This window comes from Mucilaginibacter corticis, from assembly GCF_007558865.1.
In the GTDB taxonomy this organism is placed as follows: domain Bacteria; phylum Bacteroidota; class Bacteroidia; order Sphingobacteriales; family Sphingobacteriaceae; genus Mucilaginibacter; species Mucilaginibacter corticis.
Map to the genome: position 1 here is coordinate 264,693 of NZ_VLPK01000002.1, position 24,822 is coordinate 289,514.

Sequence of the window (24,822 nt, forward strand, 5' to 3'; positions counted from 1 at the left end):
TATGTTTTTGTCAATTAAAGTCCTCGCCTTTGGAGAGGATTTAGGAGAAATTTTACCCTTTCTTTGACGGATTTTTAGGGGCGCTAACTTTGGCTGCTTGCGCCTTTGGCGCAGCGGCTTTTTTAGGGGCCGGTTTGTCTTTTGGTTTTTCGGTGATTTTTACCGGAGCCGCAGCCTCAGCAGTTTCACCTTCTGCAGTTGGTGCCGCAGGCGCTTCCTCATTAAATAAAGGCAGCTCTTTCAAAATGTTGAACCAGTTTAAGATTTTCTTCATGTCAGAAGCATAAACTTTTTCTTCATCATGGCCCGGGGCTATTTCCCTGAAAAAGCTTCTTAGTTTAGTGCCATCAGCTTTAGCGTCAGGAACGTTGGCAGCGATTTTTATACGCGCTAAAACATCAGTTAGCTTTATATCTTCGTCATCACCAAAAATGGTAATTTCATCCAATGCCGCTAATTTGGCGGTTGACAGGTTGGCTATCAGTTTAGTTTTTTGCGCGTCAAGGCTTTCTAAAACAAAACCTGTTTTGTTTTGTGCCAGTGCTTTCCACAATCCCGGCTTGCCCGATACTGATACGATTCCGCTTAAATTCATATAGTGAGTATTTAATGGTGAATGGTGAACGGTAAATAGTAAATATAAATTTCACTATTCGCCACTCACCATTCACTAAATTATTCTTCTGTTATTTCTATTGATATGATCTTATCGCCCTGGCGGATATCATCAACTACATCTACGTTTTCAATAACTTTACCAAAGCAGGTATGGTTACGGTCAAGGTGAGCAGTGTTGGCACGGCTGTGGCAGATAAAAAATTGTGACCCGCCGGTGTTACGGCCTGCATGCGCCATTGATAATACACCACGGTCATGATATTGCAGTTCGCCGGTTAGCTCACAGTCAATATGGTAACCAGGACCGCCGCTGCCTGCTTTATAAGCAGTCGACGCGTCTTTAGAGAAAGGGCAGCCACCTTGTACCATAAAGTTAGGGATAACACGGTGAAACGCCAATCCGTTGTAAAATCCTTCTTTAGCTAATTTTTTAAAATTTGCTACTGTGTTAGGCGCATCAGTATCGTAAAACGATACGGTCATATCGCCTTTGTCAGTTTTTATAATTGCTTTACTCATTTCAAATTTTTTAATAGGTTGGCAAAGGTAGTAATTTTTAGAGATTGGAGATTAAAGATTAGAGATTAGTTAATTGTGGATTGTTGATATGCTACAAAACAAGCAAATCTGGGTTTAAAATATCTATAATTCTACCTGTCCCTATTACTCTCGAACCTTCTCTAAATTCAAATTCCAAATATTTTTTTAACTTATGTTTGAAAAAATCGACCGATAAGATAGATATCTCGGCAGAAACACTTTCTCCGGGATACACAATTTCTTTATTGAGGAATTTTTGTTGCCCCGTTGTTTGATACTCGCTAAACGCAAATTTGATATGCGGGCGATAGCCTGACAATGCCGAAGTCGATCGTCCACCTTGCTCGTTTGTTCTATATGTCAATTCCGCAATAAAATCCGGCTGTTTGTTCATGCTAGCAATATACAATGATTGCTACATTTATTCGTTACATTTGATATAGCAATGAAACGAGCCAATAAAAAACCTTTTACCTGTCGCCCTTTACCTTTTAGCTTGCTGCTTTTCGCCTTTTACCTTTTGCCTTTTATAACAAAGGCCGCATCTATATTAATGCCGATGGACGAGGCGCAAAAAAATCACCTTAAGGCCTATGGTATCGCGTTTTGGGTTTTGAAAAATGGGGGTGAGGTTGACTGGCTGCTCAACTACCGTGGCGGCAGTTTCATGACCACTTATGATAAAAAACTGGAAGACGAATGCAACATCCGCGGTATCAGCTACGAGGTTTTGGCCGATGCCAAGGTAAGCGAGATCATTACGCAGGTAAGCGATCCATCTGTTAATATGGATCTGGTAAAACTGCAAAAAGCGCCCAAAATCGCTGTGTATTCGCCAAAAAATAAACTGCCCTGGGATGATGCCGTTACCCTGGTGTTAAAGTATGCCGAGATTCCGTTCGACCTGGTGTATGATGAGGAAGTGCTGCGTGGAGACTTGCCGAAATACGACTGGCTGCATATGCACCACGAGGACTTTACCGGGCAGTACAGTAAATTTTTCGCAGGGTTTAGTAACGCGCAATGGTATGTTGACGATAAAAAGGCACAAGAAGATATGGCCGCTAAGCTGGGCTTTAAAAAAGTATCGAAAATGAAGCTGGCCGTGGCGCAGCATATTCGTGATTTTACCGCGGGTGGCGGCTTTTTGTTTGCCATGTGTTCAGGTACCGAAACATTTGACGTGGCGCTGGCAGCAGGCAATACAGATATTTGCGAAAGCATGTTTGACGGCGACCCTGCCGACCCCAACGCGCAAAGCAAGCTTGATTTTACGCAGACCTTCGCTTTCCAGAATTTTAATCTTGACCTTAACCCGTTATCTCACCGGTTCAGCGATATTGATGTTACCACCACGCGCGAGGTTAACCGCACGGATGATTTTTTTACGCTGTTTGATTTCTCGGCAAAGTGGGATGTTGTGCCCAGCATGTTAACGCAAAACCATGATAAAGTAATAAAGGGCTTCATGGGCCTAACCACCGCCTTTAATAAAAACACCATTAAACCTGGCGTAACCATTATGGGCGATATGAAAACGGCTAACGAGGTACGTTATATCCACGGCGAGTACGGCAAAGGGCAATGGACTTTTTACGGCGGCCATGATCCCGAAGATTACCAGCACCAGGTAAGTGACCCGCCGACCGATCTTAATTTGCATCCAAACTCACCTGGTTACCGGCTGATTTTAAATAATGTGCTGTTTCCTGCCGCTAAAAAGAAAAAGCAGAAAACGTAGGCCCCTCAGCCCCCTGAAGGGGTAGTTTTAGTTTTAAAAGGATAATATGATGCATCGTATACAATACCTTTTAGCCTTTACCTTTCTCCTTTCAGCCTTCGGCTTAAAGGCGGCTTCCATTCTTATACCTATGGATGAAGCGCAGAAGGATCATTTAAAATCGTACGGAATTGCTTTTTGGGTATTGAAGAACGGGGAGGAGGTTGACTGGCTGCTAAATTATCGCGGCGGCAGCTTCGTGACCAAATATGACCCCAAAACCGAAAATGAATGCAAAGTACGCGGCGTTAGCTATGAGGTTTTAGCGGACGATAAAGTAAGCCAAATTATCGCCCAAATAAATGATCCATCGGTAAATATGGATGTGGTGAAATTGCAGACGGCCCCGCGCATGGCTGTATATTCGCCTAAGACAGGGGTTAAGCCGGCTGATGACGCGGTTATACTGGTGCTGAAATATGCCGAGATCCCGTTCGACCTGGTGTATGATGAAGAAGTGTTGCGCGGCGACTTAAATAAATACGACTGGTTGCACCTGCACCATGAAGATTTTACGGGGCAGTACAGTAAAGAAAGCCGCGGCCGGTACGCCGAAAAATTTCAGGAGATAAAGGCGTCGCAGGAGGCTACGGCTAAGAAATTTGGTTATAGCAAGGTGTCAAAAATGAAACTGGCGGTAGCGCAAAATATCTGCAGCTTTTGTGCCGGTGGTGGTTTTTTACTGGCGATGTGTTCGGGCGCGGATAGTTTTGACATAGCGTTAGCGGCGCAGAATACCGACATTGTTGATGAGCAATATGATGGCGACCCGCCCGACCCGCAGGCACAATCAAAGCTTGATTTTAGCCGGACCTTGGCTTTTCAAAATTTTACGGTAGTTACGGGGAGTTATCCCTCAGGCCGAAGCGGTGGCCGGTTCAGTAATATTGATGTAAGCAACACACGGCATATTGCGCAGGAAGACGATTTTTTTACGCTTTTTGATTTTTCGGCAAAGTGGGATGTGATACCCAGTATGCTCACCCAAAATCACGAACGGGTAATAAAAGGCTTTATGGGCCTGGCTACCGCGTTTGATGAACGTAAGATAAAATCGACCGTAACTATTATGGGCGAACTGAAATCGGCCAATGAGGCCCGCTACATTCATGGCGAATATGGCAAAGGGCAATGGACCTTTTACGGCGGCCACGACCCGGAGAACTACCAGTATAATCCCAATGAACCACCAACAGACCTGAGCCTGCACCCAAACTCGCCGGGGTATAGGCTGATCTTAAACAATGTATTGTTCCCTGCCGCGAAGAAGAAAAAATTGAAGACCTGATAAGGTTCAAGCGGGTTTCACCGGCTCCAGGCCATAATTTTTCATAATGGCGAGCACCTTTTGCATATCCGGCGGGCCGCCCGCATTAATCACAGCGGCTATTTCCCGGAAATAAGCCGGGCCTATTGACGCAGGTGACAAGGTACAAAGCACTCTCGCCGGTTGATCATAAGGATTGCTAAAGCCATGTACAACGCCCCTTTTTATAAAACATTTGTCGCCGGAGTGCATTTCCCTTATTTCTGAGCCAATGGTTTGCATGAGCGTACCTTCCAGCATATACGCTATTTCATCTACTTCAACATGAAAGTGTGGCGCAGGCACCTTTGCATTGGGTGGCACAATCATTTCAAACTGTACCATTGTGCCCTCGGTGTCATCACCATCAAGCAAAAAATTGAGTTCAAGTCCACCTATACGAATAGTTTCTTTAAAAGAAGGGAACATAAGGAATCGGCTTTTATAATTATGTGAACCAAGATAAGTTTTCAGTCCGACAAATGCAAGTTACCGCCAGTATAAACTTCGTAGTTCAGTTTGCAGTTATCAGTTTGCATATTACTGCAAACTGATAACTGCAAACTACCAACTGGATCTATTGGAAAAACATCCACCTTACACCAAATTTAAGCGCATGGTCTTGTTGCGGGTAGCGGTTAACCGTGTAATAGCCGTTGCTGAACAGCCCCTGGTTTGCATAATCATATTGTACAAACACGTTTGTGTTTTTGATAGTACCTTTCAGGAATACTGTCCCAACAGGGTAAGATGTGTAAATAACATTTTGCCCGTTATAAAACTGGCCCAGGCCAACTGCATATGACGGCGCTGTATAAGTGGTATTATAGCGCACATTAAGCCCTGCCGACATATGCAGCGTATTAAACAGGAAAGCGTTGTAATAAAGGCTGCTGTAGGTATAAACTTCGGGTACGCGCAGGGTTGATTGATAGTCGGTCTTTTCGTAAACAATATAGTTATCAAAGTGCAGTTCGCGCCAGCTTAAGTTTTTGCCCAGGCTTACTTTCAATAAGTTAATATCATTACCTAACTGAACAGGGTGCGCATCGCTACCGCCCGGTTGCGACACATAATAAAGGTAGTCGGCAATTAAAAAATACTCTGCTTTCAGGTCAAGCTGCAGTGGGTCATTGATATAGTTGAATGACAGGCTGGTAGTTTTTTGGTTACTGAAACTATTATGAAATATGTAATGGTTAGTTACCCAACTGGTAGCCTGCAATGGCGGCGAACTGCTTTGCTGGTATCCTTCCAGAATTATTTTACCTGCTTTGTTACCACCTGCCAGCAATAGCTTGGCATCATACAAAAAGTCGCCAAAGTTGCGGCCTACGGCCACCTGGTTTACTGTGCCTTCAAGGTCTATCCGGTCGCTAAAGCGGTAACTTAGTTTACCCCGTATGGTGATGTTTTGGAATGATGCGTCCTGTTTCTTGTCAGCTTTACGTAGTTTTTGGCCGTATTGGTCAACCAGGGTATCACTGACAAATTGGGTGTACGTATAAAAATCGTGCGTAAGGCCCAGGTCAAGCTTTAGCTCGTTTTTGGCAATTTTTTTTCCTTTGCTTCTTAAATAAAAGCTGTACCCAAAATCATTCTGTATGTGCGTTACCGTAAGCGAATCCCTTGACCGGTTTGAGCTAAAGTAATAATCAGGAAATACGTTATACTTATCTATATCGTTTTGAAAAAATTCGTACTTGCTTACGTCATAATTAAAGGTATAATTAACACGCTGAGTTGGTAACACTTTGGGTGTACCGCCTTTCAAATTGGCGGTATCGATATGGCCTATGTAATAAAACTGTTTAAGGTAAAGGCCTGTTGATTTCCAGTTTTCATAGTTGTTGGGCAGGCGTACCGTTTCAGTTTTTTTATCAAAAGACCCCACTGTAAAAACAGAATCGTTTAATATAGATCCTGTTTCGGGCGATTTAAGGTTATTGTATATCAAATTGGCCAACAGGTTGTACCGCTTGCTTTTTGATTCGTACCAGGTAAACGCGGCGGCGTTCAGGTCGCTCACATTTTGACCTAATACCCGGTTGCTTGAATAAAAGTTACGCGATCCTATAAAATTTAAGTTAAAACCGATATTTAAATTAGGATTAACGTTTTGGGTGTGCATGAGTTTAAATACCTGTTCTGCAGCACCCCCGGTGTAAAGGCTTAATACGCTATAGGGTACCCTGGCTTTATAATATTGGATATCTTCAGGCTTAAGTTTCCACAGATCAAGCGCGTGCAGGCCCACATCAAAGCCAATTGTTTTGGCCGGGGTAAACAGTAAACTGCGGCTGGCCAGGCCCTCGCTGCCACCTAAACTTATTTGCGGCGCGCGGGGCTGAAAAAGCGGGCTGTAGTTTTCAAAATTGGTTAACGTGGTATCAACAGCAAACAATTGTGTACTATCCCTGAGAAATCTTTCACTGGTTACCCTGATAAATTTTGAATTGAAGATAACCGAATCGCGCGCACGTTCTTCACGTTTACGCATGCTGTCGATCTGCGCGTCGCCGGATATTTCTTTCGGCCGGGTGGTTGTATCATTAGGATTGTAACCCCGCCTGTTGTAAGGGTTATTAGGATTATTCGGGTTATTCGGATCGTACCTGTTAGGATAATTTGGGTTGTACTGTTGGGCCACAGCAAATTGCGCCGCAAAACAGATCAGTAACAACAGTATGTATTTTAACTTATCAGGCATTTAAACCGGCGATCAATTCTTTAAGTATTAGGGTCATTTTCGGTTCGGCTGCGCCTGCCACCGCTATAATTTCTTCAATAGATACCGGTTTAAGCTGTTCAGGGAATCCCTCGTCCGTTAAAACAGATATGGCAAATACCGGCAGGCCCATGTGGTTAGCTACAATTACCTCGGGTACGGTACTCATGCCTACCGCGTCGCCGCCAATTATCCTTAAGTATTTGTATTCTGCCCTGGTTTCTAAATTGGGGCCGGTTACGGCAACATATATACCTTTATGGCAGGTTATATTATTTTTTGAGGCGATGTCAAGCCCTTTTTCTATCAGTGCATATTTATAAGGCTCGCTCATATCCGGGAAACGCGGACCCATTTCATCATCATTGCGGCCAACCAGCGGGTTATGGGGCTGTAAGCTGATGTGGTCTTCAATGATCATCAGGTCGCCTTTTTTAAACGATGGGTTAAGCGCCCCGCTGGCGTTTGATACAAACAGCGTTTTAATGCCCAGCATTTTCATGATCCGTACCGGGAAGGTGATCTGCTGCATGCTGTAGCCTTCATAATAGTGTAATCGGCCCTGCATGGCAACAACTTTTACGCCACCCAATGTGCCAAATATCAGCTTGCCCGAATGGAACTCTAAAGTTGAGATGGGAAAATCAGGGATATTGCTGTACATTAACTGTTTTTCAACCTCAATTTCGGTTACCAGGCCGCCAAGACCGGTACCTAATATGATGCCTACCTCGGGCACAAAATCGCCTATGCGGTTTTTAATGTACTGGGTGGTGCTCTCTAAATTTTCTGACATACTCAATAACAAATTGATCAAACTGCTGCTGATCTTCTAAAAACATAACACCTATCGGCATCACCAAAACAGGCAGCCTTTTAATAAGCGGCAGCAGTTCTTGTTCTCCTAAACGCTGCGCATCCTTTTCTGTTGTGACGATCACTTTTTTTTGTGATGCGCAGGCAGCAAATTCATCGGCAAGTTTAGTGATATTTTTTAAGCTAAAGCGGTGATGATCGGGATAATTATGATGAATAACGTTTATTGTTTGCTTTTTAATATGCGCAAGCAGAGGGGTGGCATTAGCAATACCTGTCAATAAAAATACCGTAGTGTCCTTGTCTATCACGGTCATTGACGGGTTGCCATCCATGTCATGCAACCGCATATAGCTTATGGTGGTAAAATATAATTGCTGCCAGGGCAACAGGGCCATGCCGGCGGCAATACTATCCTGCATGGCCTCGTCTAAATCTTCAGGGCATTTACTGATGATGATCACGTCCGCGCGCCAGCGCCCGCTAAAAGGTTCGCGGTAATTGCCGGCAGGTAATACCAAATGTGAGGCGTCAAGGCTGTTATAGTCAAATAATAGAATACTCAAGCCCGGTTTAACCGCGCGGTGCTGGTAGGCATCGTCTAAAATGATCAGGTCGTGGTCTGCTTTTAGCTGCTCAATGCCGTCAACCCGTTTCTCGCAAACAGCTACCGTAATATCCGGGAATGTATGTTTGAACTGAGCCGGTTCGTCGCCAACCCGGCTTGCTGTGGCAGTGGAAGAGGCAATTTTAAAACCTTTGGTTTCGCGCCCATAGCCACGGCTTAAGGTGGCCGGTTTATAATCCTGCTTTAACAGGCGGATAAGGTATTCGGTCATGGGGCTTTTGCCGGCACCGCCTATGGTTAAGTTGCCAACGGCGATTACAGGCAGGTCAAATTCGTGGCTTTTAAAGGCGCCCGTATCATAACACCAATTGCGCACCATCACAATTAATCCGTAGATCAACGAAAAAGGAAATAATAGCAGGCGCAGGTATTTCATACAGGGCGTAAAGATAAGAAAATAGCCACACCTAAATTCTGCCCGGCAGGGAGGACTTAAAAGAATTGTATGTTACCGCAGAAACTTAAATTTTGGGCAAAAAACATTCTAAAAAATATTTCAATTAACGCTAACCTGCAAGTTCAGCAATATCAAGGGCGAGTGATCTTATAACCGAGTCCTATATTTAAATTAACAAACACATTGCTTTGTTTATTGTCGGGACCGTTTTGAAGCTTGTAGTTGTTGTCGATCCGCCAGGGGCTATTGGAGGTTTGGAGGTAGTAGCCGAAGCGGATGCCGATTGGCAGGCTGCGGTGGATAGTGATATTGTCCATTTTTTTGTCGCTGACCGGGATGAGATAATCGAAGCCGCCGCCGAATTCGAGGCCGAAACGCGGGTTCCAGAGGGTCTTGCTGGCGGTTTGATTGAGCAGTTCTGACGAAAAATCAGAGGTGCTTTGAATGCGGTTGTCATCCTGGATGCGGAGCATGGCGGCATCAAGGTTGATGCCAACAAATGGAAACGCGCGGAATATCGGCGTTTGGGATACGTCATAACCTAAACGCCCGTAAAGCTGAAACTGGTTATATTTAGATTTGATGCCGTTTGCAACAGTTGAACTTGAGGTGAAGCTTGCACCTATACCATCTTCCATGACCCAGCGTTTGTGGATATGGTTCATGGAGAGATTAAGCCAATAATTATTGTCCGGCAGACTGGCCAGGCCATTGGCATTGAGGATTCCGTTCAGTTGTCCCAGCTTGCTTGGACGGTACATACCCTGGATCTGCATGGTGCCTGCAATGTCCTTTGGAAATGAATCTTGTGCGTGCGTGTTTGCGGCTGCTGCCAGCAGGCAGCATAAAAGCAAAAGTTTGTTAGCTAATCTGTTCATAGTTAAACAACAGCAACTTTATTGATTTGTTGTACAAATACTATTCCCCGACGGAATGAGTCTGATGATAAAAGTCGGTTGGTCTGTGCAGTTATGTAATGGTTCTGCTACGATTTTGGTGATGTACATGCGGTCGCCGTTGACGTCGGCAAGACCGGGTAAGATAGGCAATAGACAGGAAAGATAAAGCCTGTTATCCTGAGCATAGTCGAAGGGTGAGCGTAAGGCCTGCCCACACGCTTCGAGATCCTAAGCATGACACCCTGGTTTCTCGTCTCCGCTTTCACTGTTCGAAATACTCTTAAAACTGCAATTCTTTACCCTGCACCGGGTAAATAAAGTTTAACCCCAGACTATTGCCTGCCTTTAGCTGCTGCTTGATTTTGATGATATTACTGTAAGGCGGTTTTAAATGCACCACCACCACATTCAGGTTTTTAAGGGCATCGGTGCCGCTTAGTTTGCCAAGTTCGTTAAATTCGCTCATCAACCATTTTGGGGTAAAGTGGCCAAACAGGGTTTTATCCGGCTGCTCGTTAGGGAATGATACTTCTATCATAATGGCCTTAAGCTGGTGAGCCTTGATCAGTGGGGCGATAACCTCCCAAAGCTTTTGCATGTTACGGCTTTTCTCTATCTCGTCAGGGCCGACGTCGCCCAGGTATAACAGGTAATCGCCTTTACTTTTCACCAGGAACGCGGTACTGGTAAGATTTGAATGGCTCAGCGGGTAAGCCGTAACCTGCATATCGGTATTGGCGGCGTTTACGGTTACGCCGGGTTGCATTACCTGGTAGGTATATTTCTTTAAAGTGGGTGCTTCGCCCTCATTGGCAAAGTTTGCCCAACTGGTCCAGGTGAAGTAATGCGTTTTTATGGTATTTATACAATCCGCGAAGGCATAGATGTTCTTGGCGGTGTCATCAGGTGAATTGATGATTAACCCCGATAGGTGATCGAGGTGCGAGTGTGAGATAAAATAATCCTTGATATAGCGCTTTAACACCTTATTGGCCGGAATAGTAAATACCTTATTCTTTACTGCCTGCTCGATGCCGTAGTGCAGCGTCCCGGCATCCAAGCAGATATAATCATTGCTGCCGGTAGGGGCAACCATGTAGGCCGACAGGTTACTTTCGTCAATACCCCCCAAAACACCAAGCGGCACTACTTTAAAGGACTTTTGTGCTTGTGCAAAAGCCGCGGTTGACAGGCAGATAAAGAGGGTAAGTAATTTTAAACGCATGGTAAACAACTATTCGGTTTTCATTTTTTTCTCTGCCGACTTCTTGAACTCGTAGTCGCCGCCCAACAGGTAGCCCCATGGTTTCAAACTTTCAATACGGTCGAATATGATCTTAAATATAGCCATCATAGGGATGGACAAGAACATACCAGAAAGCCCCCATACCATCTCGCCCAGCAGGATGCCTAAGAAAGTGATCAGCGCGTTAAGCCTCACTTTCGACCCCACAATGGTTGGCAGTAATACGTTCGAGTCGATAGCGTGGATAACGATCACGGCTACGCCTACCTCAACGGCATTGCTTATAGGGCCGGTAGCAAAAGTGATAAGCACACTCAAGAACAAGGCTGTAAAGATACCTAAGTAGGGGATGATGTTAAACAAGCCTACAATAATGCCCAGCAGTACGGCATACTTTATCCCGATCATCCAGAAAGCGGTGCAGGCCACGGCAGCCACAATGATCATTTCAAGCAGCAGGCCTAATATGTACTGTCGCAATATGCTTTGAATGTTCTCTATGATATCATGAACAATCACCTCGTTGTCCTTACCGAAAGCCTGCAGGACAAACGTGAACAGCAGCTTCCTGTAAAACAGGATAAAAAAGGTGAAGATCATAATGAAGATATAGAACAACATTAAAGAGGACACAGCCCCAAAGGTTGTGCCCACCACTTCAGTGCCTGATGATAGGATCTTCTTTTCGGTAGTGTTAAGCAAAGCCTTTTGCCTGCCAAGGTTATAGTGAAAAGTGCTCTCTATCCAGTCGGAGATATTGTTGACAGATTGCGCAAGCTGTTTTTGGAGTATCGGCCAGTCATTCATTAATCTTGAGATCTGTGAGCCCACCAGGTACAATACCCCGCTGATAAAGCTTACCAGCAATATGATAGATATAAGCGAAGATACACTGCGAGGGAACTTTAGCTTTCGTTCAAAAAAGCCTGAAACCGGCAGCAGCAGTATGGCGAACAGAAATCCGAAGATCAAAGGATCAAGCACATCTTTGCCCTGGATCACCAGAAAACCAAGCGACATGATACCAATGAGTACCAGAGATAGACGTTCGTAAAATGGGGCTATTATTTTTTTAGGTACCATAGATCAAAAGCAGGGTATGAATTTTTTACAAGGTAACACCATTGTATGTTATATGTTTTTGAAGATAGGCATAAAGGGCAACATTTGCCAATTTATAAAATGACGGTAAGTTTTTCAAGTATCCGGCCGATTTGATGGTCCATGATCTTTGCGGGCTGCCTGCTAAAAACCTGCGTAGCGCGATTGGCCAGTATTACGTTGCACGATACTGCCTGATGACCTAATGCCGAAGCCAGACCATATATGCCGGCGGTTTCCATTTCAAGGTTGGTTATGCGTTGCCCCTCAAAACTGAATTGTTGTATGATCTCCATTAACCCCGGAATGGCTGCTTCGGCGCGTACCTGCCGGCCCTGCGGCGCATAAAAACCGGGAGCGGTAATGGTAAGGCCTTGTTGCTCGTCGCTGCCCAGTACTTGCAACAGGCCTTTTCCTGCTGACGCGATGTGCGGATACAAATTGGCGCTTTTTGGCAGGGATGCTTTGAAGGCGTTTAGCAGGTTGATCTCTTTATCGTTTAAGGCCTGTTTGTAGTAATTCATCAAAGGATCTAACCCAAATGCGGCAGACGATAGCAACAGGCTGCCTACCTCAATATCGGCATGTATAGCGCCCGATGTACCTATGCGGGTAATGTTTAAACTGCGTAAGTCGGTATTGACCGTACGTGTTTTGAGGTCAATATTCACCAGCGCGTCCAGCTCATTCAGCACAATATCAATATTATCCGTACCGATACCTGTAGAAAGCACCGTCAGCCGCTTATTGCCGATGGTACCGGTATGGGTAATGAACTCGCGTTTACCCTTTTTGAGTTCTATGCTGTCAAAGTATTTGCTAACCTCGCCCACACGGTCGGGGTCGCCTACGGTTATTACCATATCGGCAATATCACCGGGCAGCAGGTTTAAGTGGTAGACGCTGCCATCGGCGTTTAAGATCAGATCAGTTTCCGGTATGCGCTTCATCCCGGTAAAATTGGCAAATATTTTGCATGACTTATTATCATTTACTTAAATATTAAACATCATGGCAAAGTATTCAGAAAAGGCCGGCGAAAAAGTAGCCGAAACCATGCACGAAATGCACGAGGGCAAACTAAAAAGCGGCGGCGGCAAAAAAGTAACCAGCAGAAAACAAGCCATAGCGATAGGCCTGTCAGAAGCACGCAAAGAAGGAGCAAAGGTGCCTAAGAAGAAATAGGACCCCTCCCAACCTCCCCAAAGGGTAGGAGTCATCGGTTCTCATAAGTCTCCCTCTTGGAGGAGATTAGATGGGCTGGCTAAACGCGTCCATGATCTTCATCAAAACAACAGCTTCGTCAATAGCGCAGGGGGTATCGCCGTCACCGTTAAAGTAGTTCACTACCTTTTCTATCATGGGTTGTTGCACATGTTCAAGCGGGGCGAAGTTTATTGTCTCTTCCTTATCTGTAGTTTTAATCGTTACCGCATGGCCAAATACCGGGAAACTGATACTACCCTTTGATCCTATTATTTTGCATTCGTCAATGCGTTCATGTTCAGCAACGTTAAATGACCACGAGCCGTCAACCACTACCTTGTTCTTAAAGATGATCTGCCCGCTTACATTGTCATCACATCCATAATAGCCCGATTGGTTCAACGCGCGGCCGTTGTAGTATTCAGGCTCGCCGAAAAAGAAAAGCATCAGGTCAAGCTGATGGGGCGACAGATCATGGAAATACCCACCGCCCGAAAGCGCCGGGTTAATGCGCCAGTTATCTTCAAGATGCGTGATCAATTGCGGGCGTAGGCTTTGCCACATCTTTATCTGGGCAAGGCGTACATCGCCAATTGCATTGGTATCCAACAGCTCCTTTACGTATAAAAACATAGGCTGGCCGCGACGGTAATGCGCTATAGACACCTTACCTGTGCTTTGTTTAACAGCATCAGCTATGGCAATGGCTTCGGCGGCGTTTAGTGTTATGGGCTTTTCAATATAAACGTTCAGACCCTTTTTTAAGGCGGCTAAAGTATAATCAATATGCGATGCCGGGGGAGTAGCCACATAAACTGAATTGATCTCCGGATCGTTCAGCAATTGTTCGCCATCGTTATACCATTTGGGTACGTTGTGGCGCCGGGCATAATCGGCGGCCTTTTCGGCATTGCGGCGCATTACGGCTATCAGTTTGCTGTTGGGCACCTTGTTAAACGCGGGGCCGCTCTTTTTCTCGGTGACGTTGCCGCAACCGATTATCCCCCAGGTTATATTGCTCATGTTGTGTTTGTAGGTTCAGGTAAAAATAAAACAAAAAGTGTAAACAGGTGCAACAGATATTCATCATATCGATGGGTTTTAAACCCATCGATATGTGTTAGCTATATGTTAGTCAGACCTCTGCCACCACAAACGTGCTGCCGCCAACAAACACCAGGTCCTTAGCCTTTGCAGCGCTTTGAGCTGCCGCCAGGGCCGATGGTACCGAAGCATATACTTCGCCCCGCAAGCCAAACGCCTTTGCTCTTTCCTGTAAGATCGGGGCATCTAAGCCACGCGGGATATCAGGCCTGCAGAAATAATAGATAGCATCCTTTGGCAGCATGGATAGTACCTTGCTGCTGTCCTTGTCGTTTACCATACCTATCACAAAATGCAGCTGCTCATATTGCACGGCGGCTATGTTCTTCAATACCTCCTGTATGCCTTCGGGGTTATGGCCGGTGTCGCAAATGGTTAGCGGGCTTGTGCTTAGCACCTCCCAGCGGCCATGTAAGCCTGTCAGGGTTTTAACCTGGCGCAAGGCAGTTTTAAGGTGATCGTCGGTAATGACAAAGCCTTGCCGCCTTAGTTCGACTACCGCGCTTATAACGGTTTTTATGTTCTTTAACTGGTAGCTGCCGGTAAGGTCTAACTGTAAGGTGAGTTGTGAGTTGTGAGTTGTGAGTGGCGAGTGATGAGTGATGAGTGGCGTGATCTCTACATCAAGCAATTCATCAAAGCCTTTTGCCTTTTGCCTTTCACCTTTCACCTCAAACAGGTCCGAAGCAAAGCTGATCGCCGCGTTTTGCTGTTTCGCTTTGCGGATAAACAGGTCGGCCAGTTCTTCCTGCTTTTCGCCTATGATCACCGGTATATTGGGTTTGATGATGCCTGCCTTTTCGGCGGCTATGAGCTGCAGCGTGTCGCCCAGGATATTCATGTGGTCCCAGCCTATATTGGTGATGATGGACAGGAGGGGGGTAATGATATTGGTCGAATCCAGCCTGCCGCCCAGCCCGGTCTCGATCACTGCGATATCTACCTGTTCCTTAGCGAAGCTGTCAAAGGCTAAACCAACGGTCATTTCAAAGAACGAGGGCTGGATCTCTTCGAAGTCCTGCCTGTGACCGGCTACAAAGTCAATGACCGACTGCTCGCTGATCATCCCGCCGTTAATGCGGATGCGTTCCCTGAAGTCCTTTAAGTGTGGCGAGGTGTACAGCCCTGTTTTATAGCCTGCCACCTGCAATACCGCTGCCAGCATGTGCGAGGTTGAGCCCTTGCCGTTGGTGCCCGCTATGTGGATGGTTTTGAATTGATATTGCGGGTTGCCAAGCCGTGCGCATAGTTCGATGGTGTTATGCAGATCTGCTTTATATGCCGACGCGCCTACACGGGTAAATACCGGCAGTTGCGCGTAAAGGTAATCGATGGTTTGCTGGTAGTTCATTTACGTCAGCAAATATAATAAATAGCTAAGCGAGTATGTTTACGCCGTCACGACTGTTTGCTTGTTTCGCCGGGGTGTAACAGGTGTATCAAGTTGAAGGTGTCCCGGTGATACAGTTTGGTACACCTGTTTTTGTAAATAACTGACAATTAATAAACTAACTTTATGAAATTGCTTTCATGATACAGTTTGGTACAGATTTATCGACTTTTTTCAAAAAAAAACAAGGGCAAATACTGACAAAATAGCGCCACCATTTTTGTTTAAAAATATCGTATAACAAAAAAACGCCGGACGATTGCCCGGCGCTTAATTTAAAAATTAACCTGACTGATCTTTAATTGTTGATGTGGAAGGCGGCTTTAACCTGGTTGTAATCTTTAAGGTTAATGCCTGCTGTGGCTTTAACACCACCCGGAATTATTACATACCTGAACTGGTGCGAGGTAGATATAGCTGTATAATGATTGGTGCTGTTGGTAAAATCAATGGTGATCTTGCCAACAGAAACTTTTGCTGTCCAGGTATCTAATTGGGTGCCGGTTTCAACATAATTTAAAACAATCGGCATTTCCGAAACCTGGGTTGCAGGCCAAATTGCAGCGTTATAACCAAGCAGTTTACCAAATACAAGCACAACGCCATTATCAATAACATTTTGTGTTATTTGTGTTGCCGAAATATCGGCATTAAAGTGTGTTATGCTGAAAATTGAGCTCGAGGTATAAGCGGTGGGCCTGTACCAATCAGAATAGATTACGTTTGCAGTGCCTGTTGCGCCTGTAGCACCAGCCGCACCTGTCGCTCCGGCTGCACCTGCAGGGCCTGCCGCGCCCGGGTCGCCTTTGTCGCCTTTTACGCCTGCGGCACCTGTAGCCCCGGTCGCGCCGTTCGTTCCGTTTGTGCCATTGGTGCCTGCCGTACCAGTCGCGCCTGTTGCACCGGTATCCCCTTTAGGTCCTATCGGCCCCTGGTCGCCTTTTTTGCATGATACAATTGATAGTGTTAATACTGCTGTCAGCATCAAAAAGTAATTTTTAGTTTTCATAACGTTTTGTTTTAAGTGTTTTGTAATTGCGTTTGTTCATTACAAAATTGCCCCACATCAAAAACATATCTGTGAGGGAAGACACTCGATTTTATGGCGGGATGCTACTGAGTTTTTTTACGTAGTAAGCACAGGAGGAATGCGTAATTATACGTAAGCTGTGGTCAACCTGAATATGACGTAAAAGTCATTGTGCAACTATTTTCTTTTAGCTACATTGACAGCCTTAAACCAATTATAAAAGCCAATAAACCGATAGTTTTTTGGTTACTGCCTAAACCTGAATGTACACCGATATACCCGTTATGAACTATCGCACTTTATGTATAGCCGTATGGTTATTGCTAAGTACTGCGCTACAATTACGCGCTCAAAATACCTACGAGGGCCAGGTAATTGACAAAACAACCGAAATTGCAATACCCAATGTTACGGTGGTTTTGCAGAAAACAAATCAAGCTACTAAAACTTCAGAACAAGGCTATTTTAAAATAACTGCTGATGCAGTATCAGAAAACGACACACTCGTATTTAGCTATGTGGGTTATAAAACCCTTAAGCTTGGGGTAAAGAACAGCGGGCAACAACTATTTGTTACGCTTGAACCTGATATCACCCAATTAAAAGAGGTAGAAATAAATGCCGGTAAGGCACAGGATAAAGTATTAAACAAATTTTCATGGGTCGATCTCAGTGAAGAAGGTAATAATAAAATGTTTATTCAAACACATGAGGCATTGGCAAGACTTTTTGAAGCACCTCAGACAAACAGCCGGCTTATCAATATTAAAATCGGCAGAAGGCAAATTAATTGGGAAAAACTTCGCCCTGAAGCTACCGAAAGCAAGTATGCCCGTTTTTTTGTTCATGTATATGCTATTGACTCGACTACCAGGCACCCGGGGCAAATTTTATTAACCAAAGAACTGGTACTTTTAGATAAGGCGAAGATGATCACGCTGGATCTGAGCAAAGAACACCTGATCATACCCGGAAGGGAATTTTTTATTGGTATTGAGTGGATAAATAATCCTTTTAATGAAACTGTTCAAATGCTTGTAACTAATATAAAAGAAAGAGCCCGGTTAAATGGCAGGGTGTATGATCAGACCCTTTCAGCGTATTGGATTTCTTACCAGCCATTTTTGGTTGGCTATTCCACTAATAACCCAAGGGGAGTTATATGGTATAAAAAGGAGGATAAATGGATGATCTGGAACCTGGAGCCTGATCTGGAGATCGCTTTATCTGCTACTATACGGTATTGATATGAAACTAAAAATATTATTTACACTGCTTATTTGTTCATTTGCTTTGCAGGGGTTTGCACAGCAAAAACTCAATACATTTTATATTATTGATAGCAGTACCAAAAAAGCAACCCCTTTTGTTTCTGTTACTATTCTGCGCGCCAGGCTATCCATCACCACCGAAAAAGACGGTATTTTTATTATTCCCGGCGATCTGGCAACCATGAGAGATACTGTTGTGTTCGCGGCGCAGAATTACGACCAGCTTAAAATACCGATCAATAGCCTGGCATATAGGGATACAATTCAACTGACCCGCAATGAAATTGCAGCAGGTGTTGTATCGCAAAAATACACCACAGATACCTTGTTAAATGACTTTGATAAAAATGAGATCTGGCATTATGCCGGTTTCGATACAGAAACCGCCAATTTTGATTACTACCAGCTGGCGCAAAAATTTGAAGCCCCCAAGACAGGCGCGAGAGTGGAAAAAGTAAAAGTTGCCCGTTTGGCTTTTAATGACCAGGGCGAAGGTTATGAACGCGTGGCTTACCGCTTGCGGTTTTACGATGTTGACCCAAACACCCTTGGGCCCGGAAAAGAACTAACCGGAAAAACTATTGAAATAAGTAATGGCGAGGACCGGCAAAGCGGTGTAAGCTTGTCTAAATATAATATTATCATTCCTCAAAAAAGCTTTTTTGTAGCGATAGAATGGCTGCGCAGCAGCCACAATTTAGGGCACGTAATAAGTTATGATAAAAAACGAAAAGTAGAAGTAAGCCATGACAATTACCGCCCTGCTATTGGTATAGCCCCCAAAACAGGCAAAACGCTAAATATGTGGGCATTAAATTTTAAACACCAATGGCAGCCGTATACCTATTTTATGCCCTTTGGTACCGATCTGGCTATTAAGGCGACGGTTGAATATTAAATTGCTAATTTTATTAGTATAACGTGCTATTAATTGCAAAATAATTTCCAAATTTGTTTTGTGATGAACAATACACATACCATCAGCGAGGCAAAAGCCTGGATAAAACGGAACAACGGCCCGGATGAAGTGGTGAGCGTTGTTTTAGATACCATAAACAACGGTGCCGTAACTTGCTATGACCTATACACTGCCTTTGCCGAAAACCACGATTACCTGGGCCGCATCCTGTTTGACGCGCAGGGCTACTGGATCTATGACGGCGAACTGCTAACCATTGCCGAGCAGGAACAACTGGCTAAGTTTATTATCAATTATGTTGAGCCTGTTTGATGATAATTAAGATTTTTCAACTCCCCTCTTGAGAGGGGGCGCGATTGCAAGTGCGGCTGCAGGGGTGTGTTAATAAAGCGAAATAACGGTGTGTTAATGAATACGAAATGACACACCCCTACACCCCTCTCAAGAGGGGAATCGCACGAACCCGCCACTTTTTTAATACGGACTATTCAGCTCCCCCCTTGAGAGGGGGCGCGATTGGAAGTGCGGTTGCAGGGGTGTGTTAATAAAGCGAAATAGTAGTACGTTGATGCAACATTCCCTCCCATTGGGAGGGGTGCGGCTGCCAGTGCAGTGGCAGGGAGGGGTTTAGCAGTAATGTAAGGTCGTCCAAACCCCTCCCTACACCCTCCCGTGGGGAGGGAATCGCACGAGTCCGCCGCTTCTGATTAAGTACTGAATAAAAAAGCCTGACCATTTACTGATCGGGCTTTTTGAAAAAATACAAGAACAACGCTTATTTAAGCACCGCTGCCCAGCCGCCGTTGCGGGCCATTTTAATGGTCATTTTATCGCCGGCTTTTACCTGTTTTATTTTGCGGCGGTAGTCCATTGCCTGGCGGTCGGCGTTAATGCCATCTTCAAAATAGGTCATGTTATAAACCTTGCCTTTTTCAAGGAAATCAAAATTAAGCTCAACCTGGCGGCCACCCTCTTTGCCGTTGGTTATGCCGCCAATATACCATCTGTCGCCTTTACGTTTGGCCACCACATCCACTTCGCCGGCAACAGCCGCCAAAGCTTTGGTTTCGTCCCATGTGGTAGGTACCTGGGTAATAAAGTCGGTACAATCTGCACTGCGGTAGTACAGGGTAGGGTTGTCGCACAGCATTTGTATGCCGCTTTCAAAAGCTACATACAAAGCCATTTGGTTAACGCGTGTACCAATAGCCGCGGCATTTGGGCGCTCGGCGCGGTAAACTTCAGGCTGCATATTGATCATGGCGCCGGGGGTAAAGTCCATCGGGCCAACCGCGTTACGCATAAAAGGCAAATAAATGCTATTACTTGGATTACAACCGCCCATTTGCTCTAAACCACGCACGCCTTCGTACGAGATCAGGTTGGGATACTTATACTCTAACCCCGAAGGTTTGAACGCGCCATGAAAATCGACCATTATTTGATACTTGGCTGCTTCTTTTACAACGTCTTCGTAATAGTTAACCATCCACTGGTCGCTGCGCTCCATGAAATCTATCTTAACACCTTTTATGCCCCACTCGTGGAAGGTTTTAAACAGGTCCATGTTTTTATGTACGGTTAACCAGGTTAACCAAAGCACAATGCTCACATTTTTTTGCTGTCCGTAGCGGATCAGTTCCTTAACATCAACTTTAGGGTTCGGGGTATATGGGTCGGTAGTACTTTTTGCCCAGCCTTCGTCCATCACAATATATTTTACACCAAATTTTGAAGCGAAGTCGATATAATATATATAAGTCTCCAGGTTATAGCCAGATACAAAATTTACATCAGGCCCGTAAGGGGCGGCATCGTTCCACCATTCCCAGCTTGCCTGGCCCGGTTTGATCCATGACGGATCGGCGATCACGCTTTTTGAAGCCAGTTTCAAGGTCATGGTGTTTTCTAATAACTGCTTATCATCTTTAGTAATGAGGATGTAGCGCCAGGGGAAATTACGTGTACCATTGGTTTTCGCGATATAATCTGCAGATTTCAGGATCTTTTCGCTGCGGTCGCCATCCGGCCCAAATTCAAGCGGTGCTTTCGGGAAGGTAGCTATGGCGCCATTGTCGCCGGTGCTTTTCAGGAACATGCCCGGGTAGTCAGACAGGTCAGACTCGCTGATCAGCAGTTTGTATTGTTTTTTGGTATCAACCAATATGGGCAGATTGGTCATCTTATCGGTAGCTTTCCAGTTTGCCGATTCAATGTGCGAGTATGACTCTTCGTAAGAGGTTTTAAAGCCGTTATTCTCCTGTAAATGCAGCAAATAGCTATCAGGGAAGTTAATGGTATAATCTTCATCCTTCACTTCGATATCGCCTTTTTTAGCGGTGATGAAACGATAAGCTACACCATCATCAAAAGCACGGAACTCCACCGAGTAATTGCCTTTAAAGTTTAACAGCACCGCGTTGTATACGCTTTTAACTGTCGAGAATTTTAAAGCGACATAAGGTTTTATTTCTTCATTACCCCTGATGTTTTTTGAGCTGATCAGGCTTGGGTAAGCGCCTAAAACGCCGTCGCCTAAGGTTAGCGCCATGTGGTTATTGGTCAGTAACTCGGTACCATTGTCTGATACGGTGTAGTAGATCTTATCCCCGAAGGTAAAATCAACCTTGATGCCACCATTGGGCGATGTTAAAGAAAGTCTTTTAATTTGTGCATGAAGATGAGCCGCCGACCCTAAAAATAACAGGGCACAGCATAACAGTTTGTAAAAATGCTTCATTGATTTAGTGTTGGTTAAACTTTAATGTCGCCTTAAAAGTAAGTTTTTTTGGCTATTGTTAAATAGCTTTGCGCTCAATTAAAATACAGTAACAACATTAATACGCCCTGTTTTGCCCGGATAGGATAGGGCAGATCAGTTAAAAATGTCGGTCATCAGCTTACCTTTACCGTAATCCATTTTAAAGTTTAGCAGCTTTGCCACCGTCTGGCTAATGTCTATTTGCTCATACGGGGTAACCAAGCCGATGCCTTTTTTAAAGTCTGGCCCGACGGCTAAAAACTCAATATGCCGGCAACCATCGCAGCCATCACCATGGCTTACAAAACCGTCTGCAACATTATCAACGTGCCTGCCATGGTCATTGGTAATGATGAGTGTTGTTTTGTCTTTGTAGACAGGGTCAGCCTGGATCATGTCATATATGGCTTTGATGTAGCCATCTGTAGTTTGAATGGCTTTAATATAGTTGCTCCACAGGTTTGAGTGCCCGTAAGTATCCGGGTCCTTAAAGTTGATGAGCATTAAATTGGGGTGATAGGTATTGATCACATTTTTGGCATGTGCAAACGTAGTATCGTCAGCCCGGTAACCGCTGAAGATTCCGCTGATGCCGCAATCGGTACGGGGCTGGTACTGGCCGGTCCAGCCGGCTTGCTGGCAATCGCCCAGTATCTGTAATTTATCTTTCGAGGCTACTACCCAAGCTTTCTCGGCAGGCTTACCCGTTGCTTTTAAAAACTCCTGGAAAATTGAAGGATACTGCGGTAATGCCTGGCCGGTGTTCTCTAAGTTTTCATAATTACCGGTGCAGATGGCATCATGGCCCGAATCGGTATTGGTGGTACCCATGTTATGGAAGTTGCTTAACAAAACACCGTAGTGATAGATATCAAACTGTCCGGGGATGTTTTGACGGGTGTAATCGCCCCAGGTTTCGCTGTACCTTGGGCCGTCCATTACTATAATAATTACGTTCTCGGTTTTGCAGCACAGGCCTTTTGACAAATTGGTAGCAGGCACTGTTGCTACCGTATCCGTGCTTTTAGTGGTTGTAACCGGTTTTGTAATACTTGTTGACGAAGTTTTTTTATCAGTAGCACTTGTTGCAGCAGCAGCTTTTGTTACAGGCGTTTTTGTCTCTTTACTGCAACGGATAAACAGGCACAATACAACAGCTATTACAGTAAATGTAATACGGTTAGGCGGAAACATAATTGGTTTATAATTGGCTTGTGTAAACAAGTATACAATTAATATTTAATGTAACAAAAAAGATACATAATTTTAAGACAAAAGAAGCTGTGTGTATCAGTTTTGCTCAAGTTTTCCAACCAGGCCCTTTTCGGCAGAAGAGTTTATTTTTTCATTGTAGATCTTATCATCTTCAAAAATTCTGAGAAATAATTTACTGAAATAGATGCTCATATTGTAGTTGTAGATAATAGTCTGGCTATCTATGGAATTTTTATGTTTTGCAATATAATCGGCAGTCCGGTTTGACTTAGGATCTGTAAAGTAGGATATGCCGCACCATTCTTTTACAAAAATGTTATTATCACTGTAAAATGTGAACTTATACCTGGTTTCAGCGCTCGACATAAAACCAAGCTCTCTGAAATTTTTATTCATTATAGCTTCATAATGATTATTGAGTAAATCATATAGTACGTTGTCATGTAAGTTTACCGGCTTGTAGGTTGTGCAATCGTCAAAAGCTTGCATAAATACATTGTTATTGATAGCCCATACCAATATTTGGCCTGATTTACTATAGCAACTATTTGAATCTGCAGGCCACGCTGCTACATCTGTATTTTGAAAAACTTTATAGGTGAGCAAATTTTTTACGCCCATTTCTTTAAGCGTGGTGATTTTTTCAGGCAATTTTTCTGCTTTAGTGCCAAAGGCCAGATTCCAGTATTTGTTATGCCCTTTTACAATGATGCCTGCCGCGTTTAAAACATCAAACCATTCACTGTCAAATGCCTTCTCTTTACCTGATAATACCAGGTTAACCGCTTTATCGTAAACTATTAAAGCATCTTTAAGATTGTGTTTATACACTAATGAATCCCCCTGTCGTTTTAAACGACTGAATTTTTCTTGCGCGTGCGCAAAAAGCGGGAGTATCAAGCAAGATATGATAAACGCTTTTTTCATTTTACTTCCAATCAGGGCTTTTGGTTAACGCGTAAATTTTTTTATAAAGGGTAAATAAACCAAACGTTCCCTTCAAGCCATAGTCTTTGATAGTCTTTACTGATCCGTCACTGAATTTTATATAGATAATGGCTGTTGCGTCATCAGACCATCGAACTGCATAGTTTTCATTTAGTTTTTTAATGTTGATATATTCAATTAAGTGGTACAATTCTTCCAGTTCAGGTTTCTTTATTTCCATGTTAAAGACGTTTTGTATTTTTTCACCAGGCTTAAGTATATATACAATGTTTGGACTGGTACGATCATATTTTGCTTTACCGTTGTGATCTATTTCTATTTTGAATACAGGGCATGTACCAAAACAGGGCTGTGTTTTGTAGATGATAGAATCAATTTTGTAATGTGCCGGCTCTTTATTGAATTCTAAAAAATCGCCGTACTTGTATGTTAAAGTATCGGTACGAGAGATCCATTTGGCATTTTTGCGGCCCGGGCGCGTGCTCGCCCAGGTGTGTAATTCAACCATTTGTTGCCCGGCGTATTTTATCGTATTTGCCAATTGACAATTTTGATAAGAGCTTCCGCCAATCTGTATAAGCTGAAAAGTGTTATCGCCCTTATCTATTGCTATAAAATCACAATCAGTATCATACCAGTTAATAATGGCCAGCAGATCAGTTTTATGGTCGTTGTTGAAATCAGCTTTTTCCCAATTTTTAATATGCCATGTACCTGCAAGCGAATCGCAGCTGTGTCTTTTAACCAACTCTTCACTTGAAAGCATGATCAATTTGGGGGCATCCTTGTAATTAAAATTTTCCTGCAGGGGCTGAATGAATTTTACTATATCGCTGTCAGTTTTCAGGTCGTCAACTTTGTTGGCAAAACTGATCGTAGCAGTAAATAACAGGCTAAATAGGGTAAGTAGTTTTTTCAT

24 protein-coding genes are annotated in these 24,822 nt (G+C 44.1%); 6 read left to right on the forward strand and 18 right to left on the reverse strand.

Annotated features, from left to right (window positions below):
• Positions 1-52 precede the first annotated feature (52 nt).
• From FO440_RS11825 to FO440_RS11835, 3 genes are all read right to left on the reverse strand, one after another.
• On the reverse strand, positions 53-595 hold the full coding sequence (locus tag FO440_RS11825; RefSeq protein ID WP_144248477.1) for a DUF5606 family protein: 543 nt from the start codon (positions 593-595) through the stop codon (positions 53-55).
• Between the two features lie 80 nt (positions 596-675).
• The gene (locus FO440_RS11830; protein WP_144248478.1) at positions 676-1,137 is read right to left on the reverse strand and encodes a peptidylprolyl isomerase; all 462 of its coding nucleotides are present in this window, start codon (positions 1,135-1,137) and stop codon (positions 676-678) included.
• Between the two features lie 91 nt (positions 1,138-1,228).
• On the reverse strand, positions 1,229-1,552 hold the full coding sequence (locus tag FO440_RS11835; protein ID WP_144248479.1) for an EF-Tu C-terminal domain-related protein: 324 nt from the start codon (positions 1,550-1,552) through the stop codon (positions 1,229-1,231).
• A 165-nt stretch (positions 1,553-1,717) separates the two neighbouring features.
• Here FO440_RS11835 and FO440_RS11840 point away from each other — a divergent pair, with 165 nt between their 5' ends.
• Positions 1,718-2,899: an asparagine synthetase B gene (locus tag FO440_RS11840; RefSeq protein ID WP_144249136.1), complete on the forward strand. Its 1,182-nt coding sequence runs from the start codon at positions 1,718-1,720 to the stop codon at positions 2,897-2,899.
• Positions 2,900-2,945: 46 nt separating this feature from the next.
• On the forward strand, positions 2,946-4,226 hold the full coding sequence (locus FO440_RS11845; RefSeq protein ID WP_317129798.1) for an asparagine synthetase B: 1,281 nt from the start codon (positions 2,946-2,948) through the stop codon (positions 4,224-4,226).
• Positions 4,227-4,232: 6 nt separating this feature from the next.
• On the opposite strand, the gene FO440_RS11850 is transcribed toward FO440_RS11845, so the two are convergent.
• From FO440_RS11850 to FO440_RS11885, 8 genes are all read right to left on the reverse strand, one after another.
• Entirely contained in the window at positions 4,233-4,673 is a 441-nt protein-coding gene (locus tag FO440_RS11850) for a cupin domain-containing protein (RefSeq protein WP_144248480.1), read from the reverse strand.
• Positions 4,674-4,821: 148 nt separating this feature from the next.
• Positions 4,822-6,954 carry a putative porin gene (locus FO440_RS11855; RefSeq protein WP_144248481.1) on the reverse strand — a complete coding sequence of 711 codons (2,133 nt, stop codon included), beginning with the start codon at positions 6,952-6,954 and terminating at the stop codon, positions 4,822-4,824.
• Positions 6,947-7,768 carry a purine-nucleoside phosphorylase gene (locus FO440_RS11860; RefSeq protein ID WP_144248482.1) on the reverse strand — a complete coding sequence of 274 codons (822 nt, stop codon included), beginning with the start codon at positions 7,766-7,768 and terminating at the stop codon, positions 6,947-6,949. Before FO440_RS11860 ends, FO440_RS11855 begins: the two co-directional genes overlap by 8 nt.
• The gene (gene lpxK / locus FO440_RS11865; RefSeq protein ID WP_144248483.1) at positions 7,731-8,792 is read right to left on the reverse strand and encodes a tetraacyldisaccharide 4'-kinase; all 1,062 of its coding nucleotides are present in this window, start codon (positions 8,790-8,792) and stop codon (positions 7,731-7,733) included. The genes FO440_RS11860 and lpxK overlap by 38 nt, the downstream gene beginning before the upstream one ends.
• Positions 8,793-8,944: 152 nt before the next feature.
• Positions 8,945-9,691 carry a hypothetical protein gene (locus FO440_RS11870; protein WP_144248484.1) on the reverse strand — a complete coding sequence of 249 codons (747 nt, stop codon included), beginning with the start codon at positions 9,689-9,691 and terminating at the stop codon, positions 8,945-8,947.
• Between the two features lie 301 nt (positions 9,692-9,992).
• Complete coding sequence (locus tag FO440_RS11875; RefSeq protein WP_144248485.1) at positions 9,993-10,937, reverse strand: MBL fold metallo-hydrolase; 945 nt, start codon at positions 10,935-10,937, stop codon at positions 9,993-9,995.
• A gap of 9 nt (positions 10,938-10,946) precedes the next feature.
• Positions 10,947-12,041: an AI-2E family transporter gene (locus tag FO440_RS11880; RefSeq protein WP_144248486.1), complete on the reverse strand. Its 1,095-nt coding sequence runs from the start codon at positions 12,039-12,041 to the stop codon at positions 10,947-10,949.
• Positions 12,042-12,133: 92 nt separating this feature from the next.
• On the reverse strand, positions 12,134-13,009 hold the full coding sequence (locus tag FO440_RS11885) for a nucleoside phosphorylase (protein WP_144248487.1): 876 nt from the start codon (positions 13,007-13,009) through the stop codon (positions 12,134-12,136).
• A 61-nt stretch (positions 13,010-13,070) separates the two neighbouring features.
• Between FO440_RS11885 and FO440_RS24425 the strand changes: the two genes are divergently transcribed.
• Positions 13,071-13,244: a DUF6496 domain-containing protein gene (locus tag FO440_RS24425; RefSeq protein WP_186292651.1), complete on the forward strand. Its 174-nt coding sequence runs from the start codon at positions 13,071-13,073 to the stop codon at positions 13,242-13,244.
• A 66-nt stretch (positions 13,245-13,310) separates the two neighbouring features.
• On the opposite strand, the gene FO440_RS11890 is transcribed toward FO440_RS24425, so the two are convergent.
• From FO440_RS11890 to FO440_RS11900, 3 genes are all read right to left on the reverse strand, one after another.
• Positions 13,311-14,288 (reverse strand): Gfo/Idh/MocA family protein, encoded by a 978-nt coding sequence (locus tag FO440_RS11890; protein WP_144248488.1) that lies wholly within the window; start codon positions 14,286-14,288, stop codon positions 13,311-13,313.
• A gap of 112 nt (positions 14,289-14,400) precedes the next feature.
• Positions 14,401-15,720 carry a bifunctional folylpolyglutamate synthase/dihydrofolate synthase gene (locus FO440_RS11895; protein ID WP_144248489.1) on the reverse strand — a complete coding sequence of 440 codons (1,320 nt, stop codon included), beginning with the start codon at positions 15,718-15,720 and terminating at the stop codon, positions 14,401-14,403.
• 337 nt (positions 15,721-16,057) lie between these two features.
• The gene (locus FO440_RS11900) at positions 16,058-16,768 is read right to left on the reverse strand and encodes a hypothetical protein (RefSeq protein WP_144248490.1); all 711 of its coding nucleotides are present in this window, start codon (positions 16,766-16,768) and stop codon (positions 16,058-16,060) included.
• Positions 16,769-17,073: 305 nt separating this feature from the next.
• Here FO440_RS11900 and FO440_RS11905 point away from each other — a divergent pair, with 305 nt between their 5' ends.
• The 3 genes from FO440_RS11905 to FO440_RS11915 all read left to right on the forward strand — a co-directional run bounded on the left by FO440_RS11905 (position 17,074) and on the right by FO440_RS11915 (position 19,291).
• Positions 17,074-18,036 carry a carboxypeptidase-like regulatory domain-containing protein gene (locus FO440_RS11905; protein ID WP_186292652.1) on the forward strand — a complete coding sequence of 321 codons (963 nt, stop codon included), beginning with the start codon at positions 17,074-17,076 and terminating at the stop codon, positions 18,034-18,036.
• 1 nt (position 18,037) lies between these two features.
• A complete protein-coding gene (locus FO440_RS11910) occupies positions 18,038-18,958 on the forward strand; it encodes a hypothetical protein (protein WP_144248492.1) in 921 nt (306 codons plus the stop codon).
• Positions 18,959-19,021: 63 nt separating this feature from the next.
• Positions 19,022-19,291 carry a hypothetical protein gene (locus FO440_RS11915; RefSeq protein WP_144248493.1) on the forward strand — a complete coding sequence of 90 codons (270 nt, stop codon included), beginning with the start codon at positions 19,022-19,024 and terminating at the stop codon, positions 19,289-19,291.
• 463 nt (positions 19,292-19,754) lie between these two features.
• Here the strand turns inward: FO440_RS11915 and FO440_RS11920 are convergent, their stop codons facing one another.
• The 4 genes from FO440_RS11920 to FO440_RS11935 all read right to left on the reverse strand — a co-directional run bounded on the left by FO440_RS11920 (position 19,755) and on the right by FO440_RS11935 (position 24,822).
• The gene (locus tag FO440_RS11920) at positions 19,755-21,719 is read right to left on the reverse strand and encodes a glycoside hydrolase family 97 protein (RefSeq protein WP_144248494.1); all 1,965 of its coding nucleotides are present in this window, start codon (positions 21,717-21,719) and stop codon (positions 19,755-19,757) included.
• A gap of 135 nt (positions 21,720-21,854) precedes the next feature.
• Entirely contained in the window at positions 21,855-22,934 is a 1,080-nt protein-coding gene (locus tag FO440_RS11925) for an alkaline phosphatase family protein (RefSeq protein WP_144248495.1), read from the reverse strand.
• A 96-nt stretch (positions 22,935-23,030) separates the two neighbouring features.
• Positions 23,031-23,882: a hypothetical protein gene (locus FO440_RS11930; protein ID WP_144248496.1), complete on the reverse strand. Its 852-nt coding sequence runs from the start codon at positions 23,880-23,882 to the stop codon at positions 23,031-23,033.
• A gap of 1 nt (position 23,883) precedes the next feature.
• Positions 23,884-24,822: a DUF6438 domain-containing protein gene (locus FO440_RS11935; RefSeq protein WP_144248497.1), complete on the reverse strand. Its 939-nt coding sequence runs from the start codon at positions 24,820-24,822 to the stop codon at positions 23,884-23,886.

Bases quoted from the DNA above. Each gene is read 5' to 3' on its own strand.
- FO440_RS11825 (WP_144248477.1), bottom strand. From the start codon at position 595: ATGAATTTAAGCGGAATCGTATCAGTATCGGGCAAGCCGGGATTGTGG.
- FO440_RS11830 (WP_144248478.1), bottom strand. From the start codon at position 1,137: ATGAGTAAAGCAATTATAAAAACTGACAAAGGCGATATGACCGTATCG.
- FO440_RS11835 (WP_144248479.1), bottom strand. From the start codon at position 1,552: ATGAACAAACAGCCGGATTTTATTGCGGAATTGACATATAGAACAAAC.
- FO440_RS11840 (WP_144249136.1), top strand. From the start codon at position 1,718: ATGGACGAGGCGCAAAAAAATCACCTTAAGGCCTATGGTATCGCGTTT.
- FO440_RS11845 (WP_317129798.1), top strand. From the start codon at position 2,946: ATGATGCATCGTATACAATACCTTTTAGCCTTTACCTTTCTCCTTTCA.
- FO440_RS11850 (WP_144248480.1), bottom strand. From the start codon at position 4,673: ATGTTCCCTTCTTTTAAAGAAACTATTCGTATAGGTGGACTTGAACTC.
- FO440_RS11855 (WP_144248481.1), bottom strand. From the start codon at position 6,954: ATGCCTGATAAGTTAAAATACATACTGTTGTTACTGATCTGTTTTGCG.
- FO440_RS11860 (WP_144248482.1), bottom strand. From the start codon at position 7,768: ATGTCAGAAAATTTAGAGAGCACCACCCAGTACATTAAAAACCGCATA.
- lpxK (WP_144248483.1), bottom strand. From the start codon at position 8,792: ATGAAATACCTGCGCCTGCTATTATTTCCTTTTTCGTTGATCTACGGA.
- FO440_RS11870 (WP_144248484.1), bottom strand. From the start codon at position 9,691: ATGAACAGATTAGCTAACAAACTTTTGCTTTTATGCTGCCTGCTGGCA.
- FO440_RS11875 (WP_144248485.1), bottom strand. From the start codon at position 10,937: ATGCGTTTAAAATTACTTACCCTCTTTATCTGCCTGTCAACCGCGGCT.
- FO440_RS11880 (WP_144248486.1), bottom strand. From the start codon at position 12,041: ATGGTACCTAAAAAAATAATAGCCCCATTTTACGAACGTCTATCTCTG.
- FO440_RS11885 (WP_144248487.1), bottom strand. From the start codon at position 13,009: ATGAAGCGCATACCGGAAACTGATCTGATCTTAAACGCCGATGGCAGC.
- FO440_RS24425 (WP_186292651.1), top strand. From the start codon at position 13,071: ATGGCAAAGTATTCAGAAAAGGCCGGCGAAAAAGTAGCCGAAACCATG.
- FO440_RS11890 (WP_144248488.1), bottom strand. From the start codon at position 14,288: ATGAGCAATATAACCTGGGGGATAATCGGTTGCGGCAACGTCACCGAG.
- FO440_RS11895 (WP_144248489.1), bottom strand. From the start codon at position 15,720: ATGAACTACCAGCAAACCATCGATTACCTTTACGCGCAACTGCCGGTA.
- FO440_RS11900 (WP_144248490.1), bottom strand. From the start codon at position 16,768: ATGAAAACTAAAAATTACTTTTTGATGCTGACAGCAGTATTAACACTA.
- FO440_RS11905 (WP_186292652.1), top strand. From the start codon at position 17,074: ATGAACTATCGCACTTTATGTATAGCCGTATGGTTATTGCTAAGTACT.
- FO440_RS11910 (WP_144248492.1), top strand. From the start codon at position 18,038: ATGAAACTAAAAATATTATTTACACTGCTTATTTGTTCATTTGCTTTG.
- FO440_RS11915 (WP_144248493.1), top strand. From the start codon at position 19,022: ATGAACAATACACATACCATCAGCGAGGCAAAAGCCTGGATAAAACGG.
- FO440_RS11920 (WP_144248494.1), bottom strand. From the start codon at position 21,719: ATGAAGCATTTTTACAAACTGTTATGCTGTGCCCTGTTATTTTTAGGG.
- FO440_RS11925 (WP_144248495.1), bottom strand. From the start codon at position 22,934: ATGTTTCCGCCTAACCGTATTACATTTACTGTAATAGCTGTTGTATTG.
- FO440_RS11930 (WP_144248496.1), bottom strand. From the start codon at position 23,882: ATGAAAAAAGCGTTTATCATATCTTGCTTGATACTCCCGCTTTTTGCG.
- FO440_RS11935 (WP_144248497.1), bottom strand. From the start codon at position 24,822: ATGAAAAAACTACTTACCCTATTTAGCCTGTTATTTACTGCTACGATC.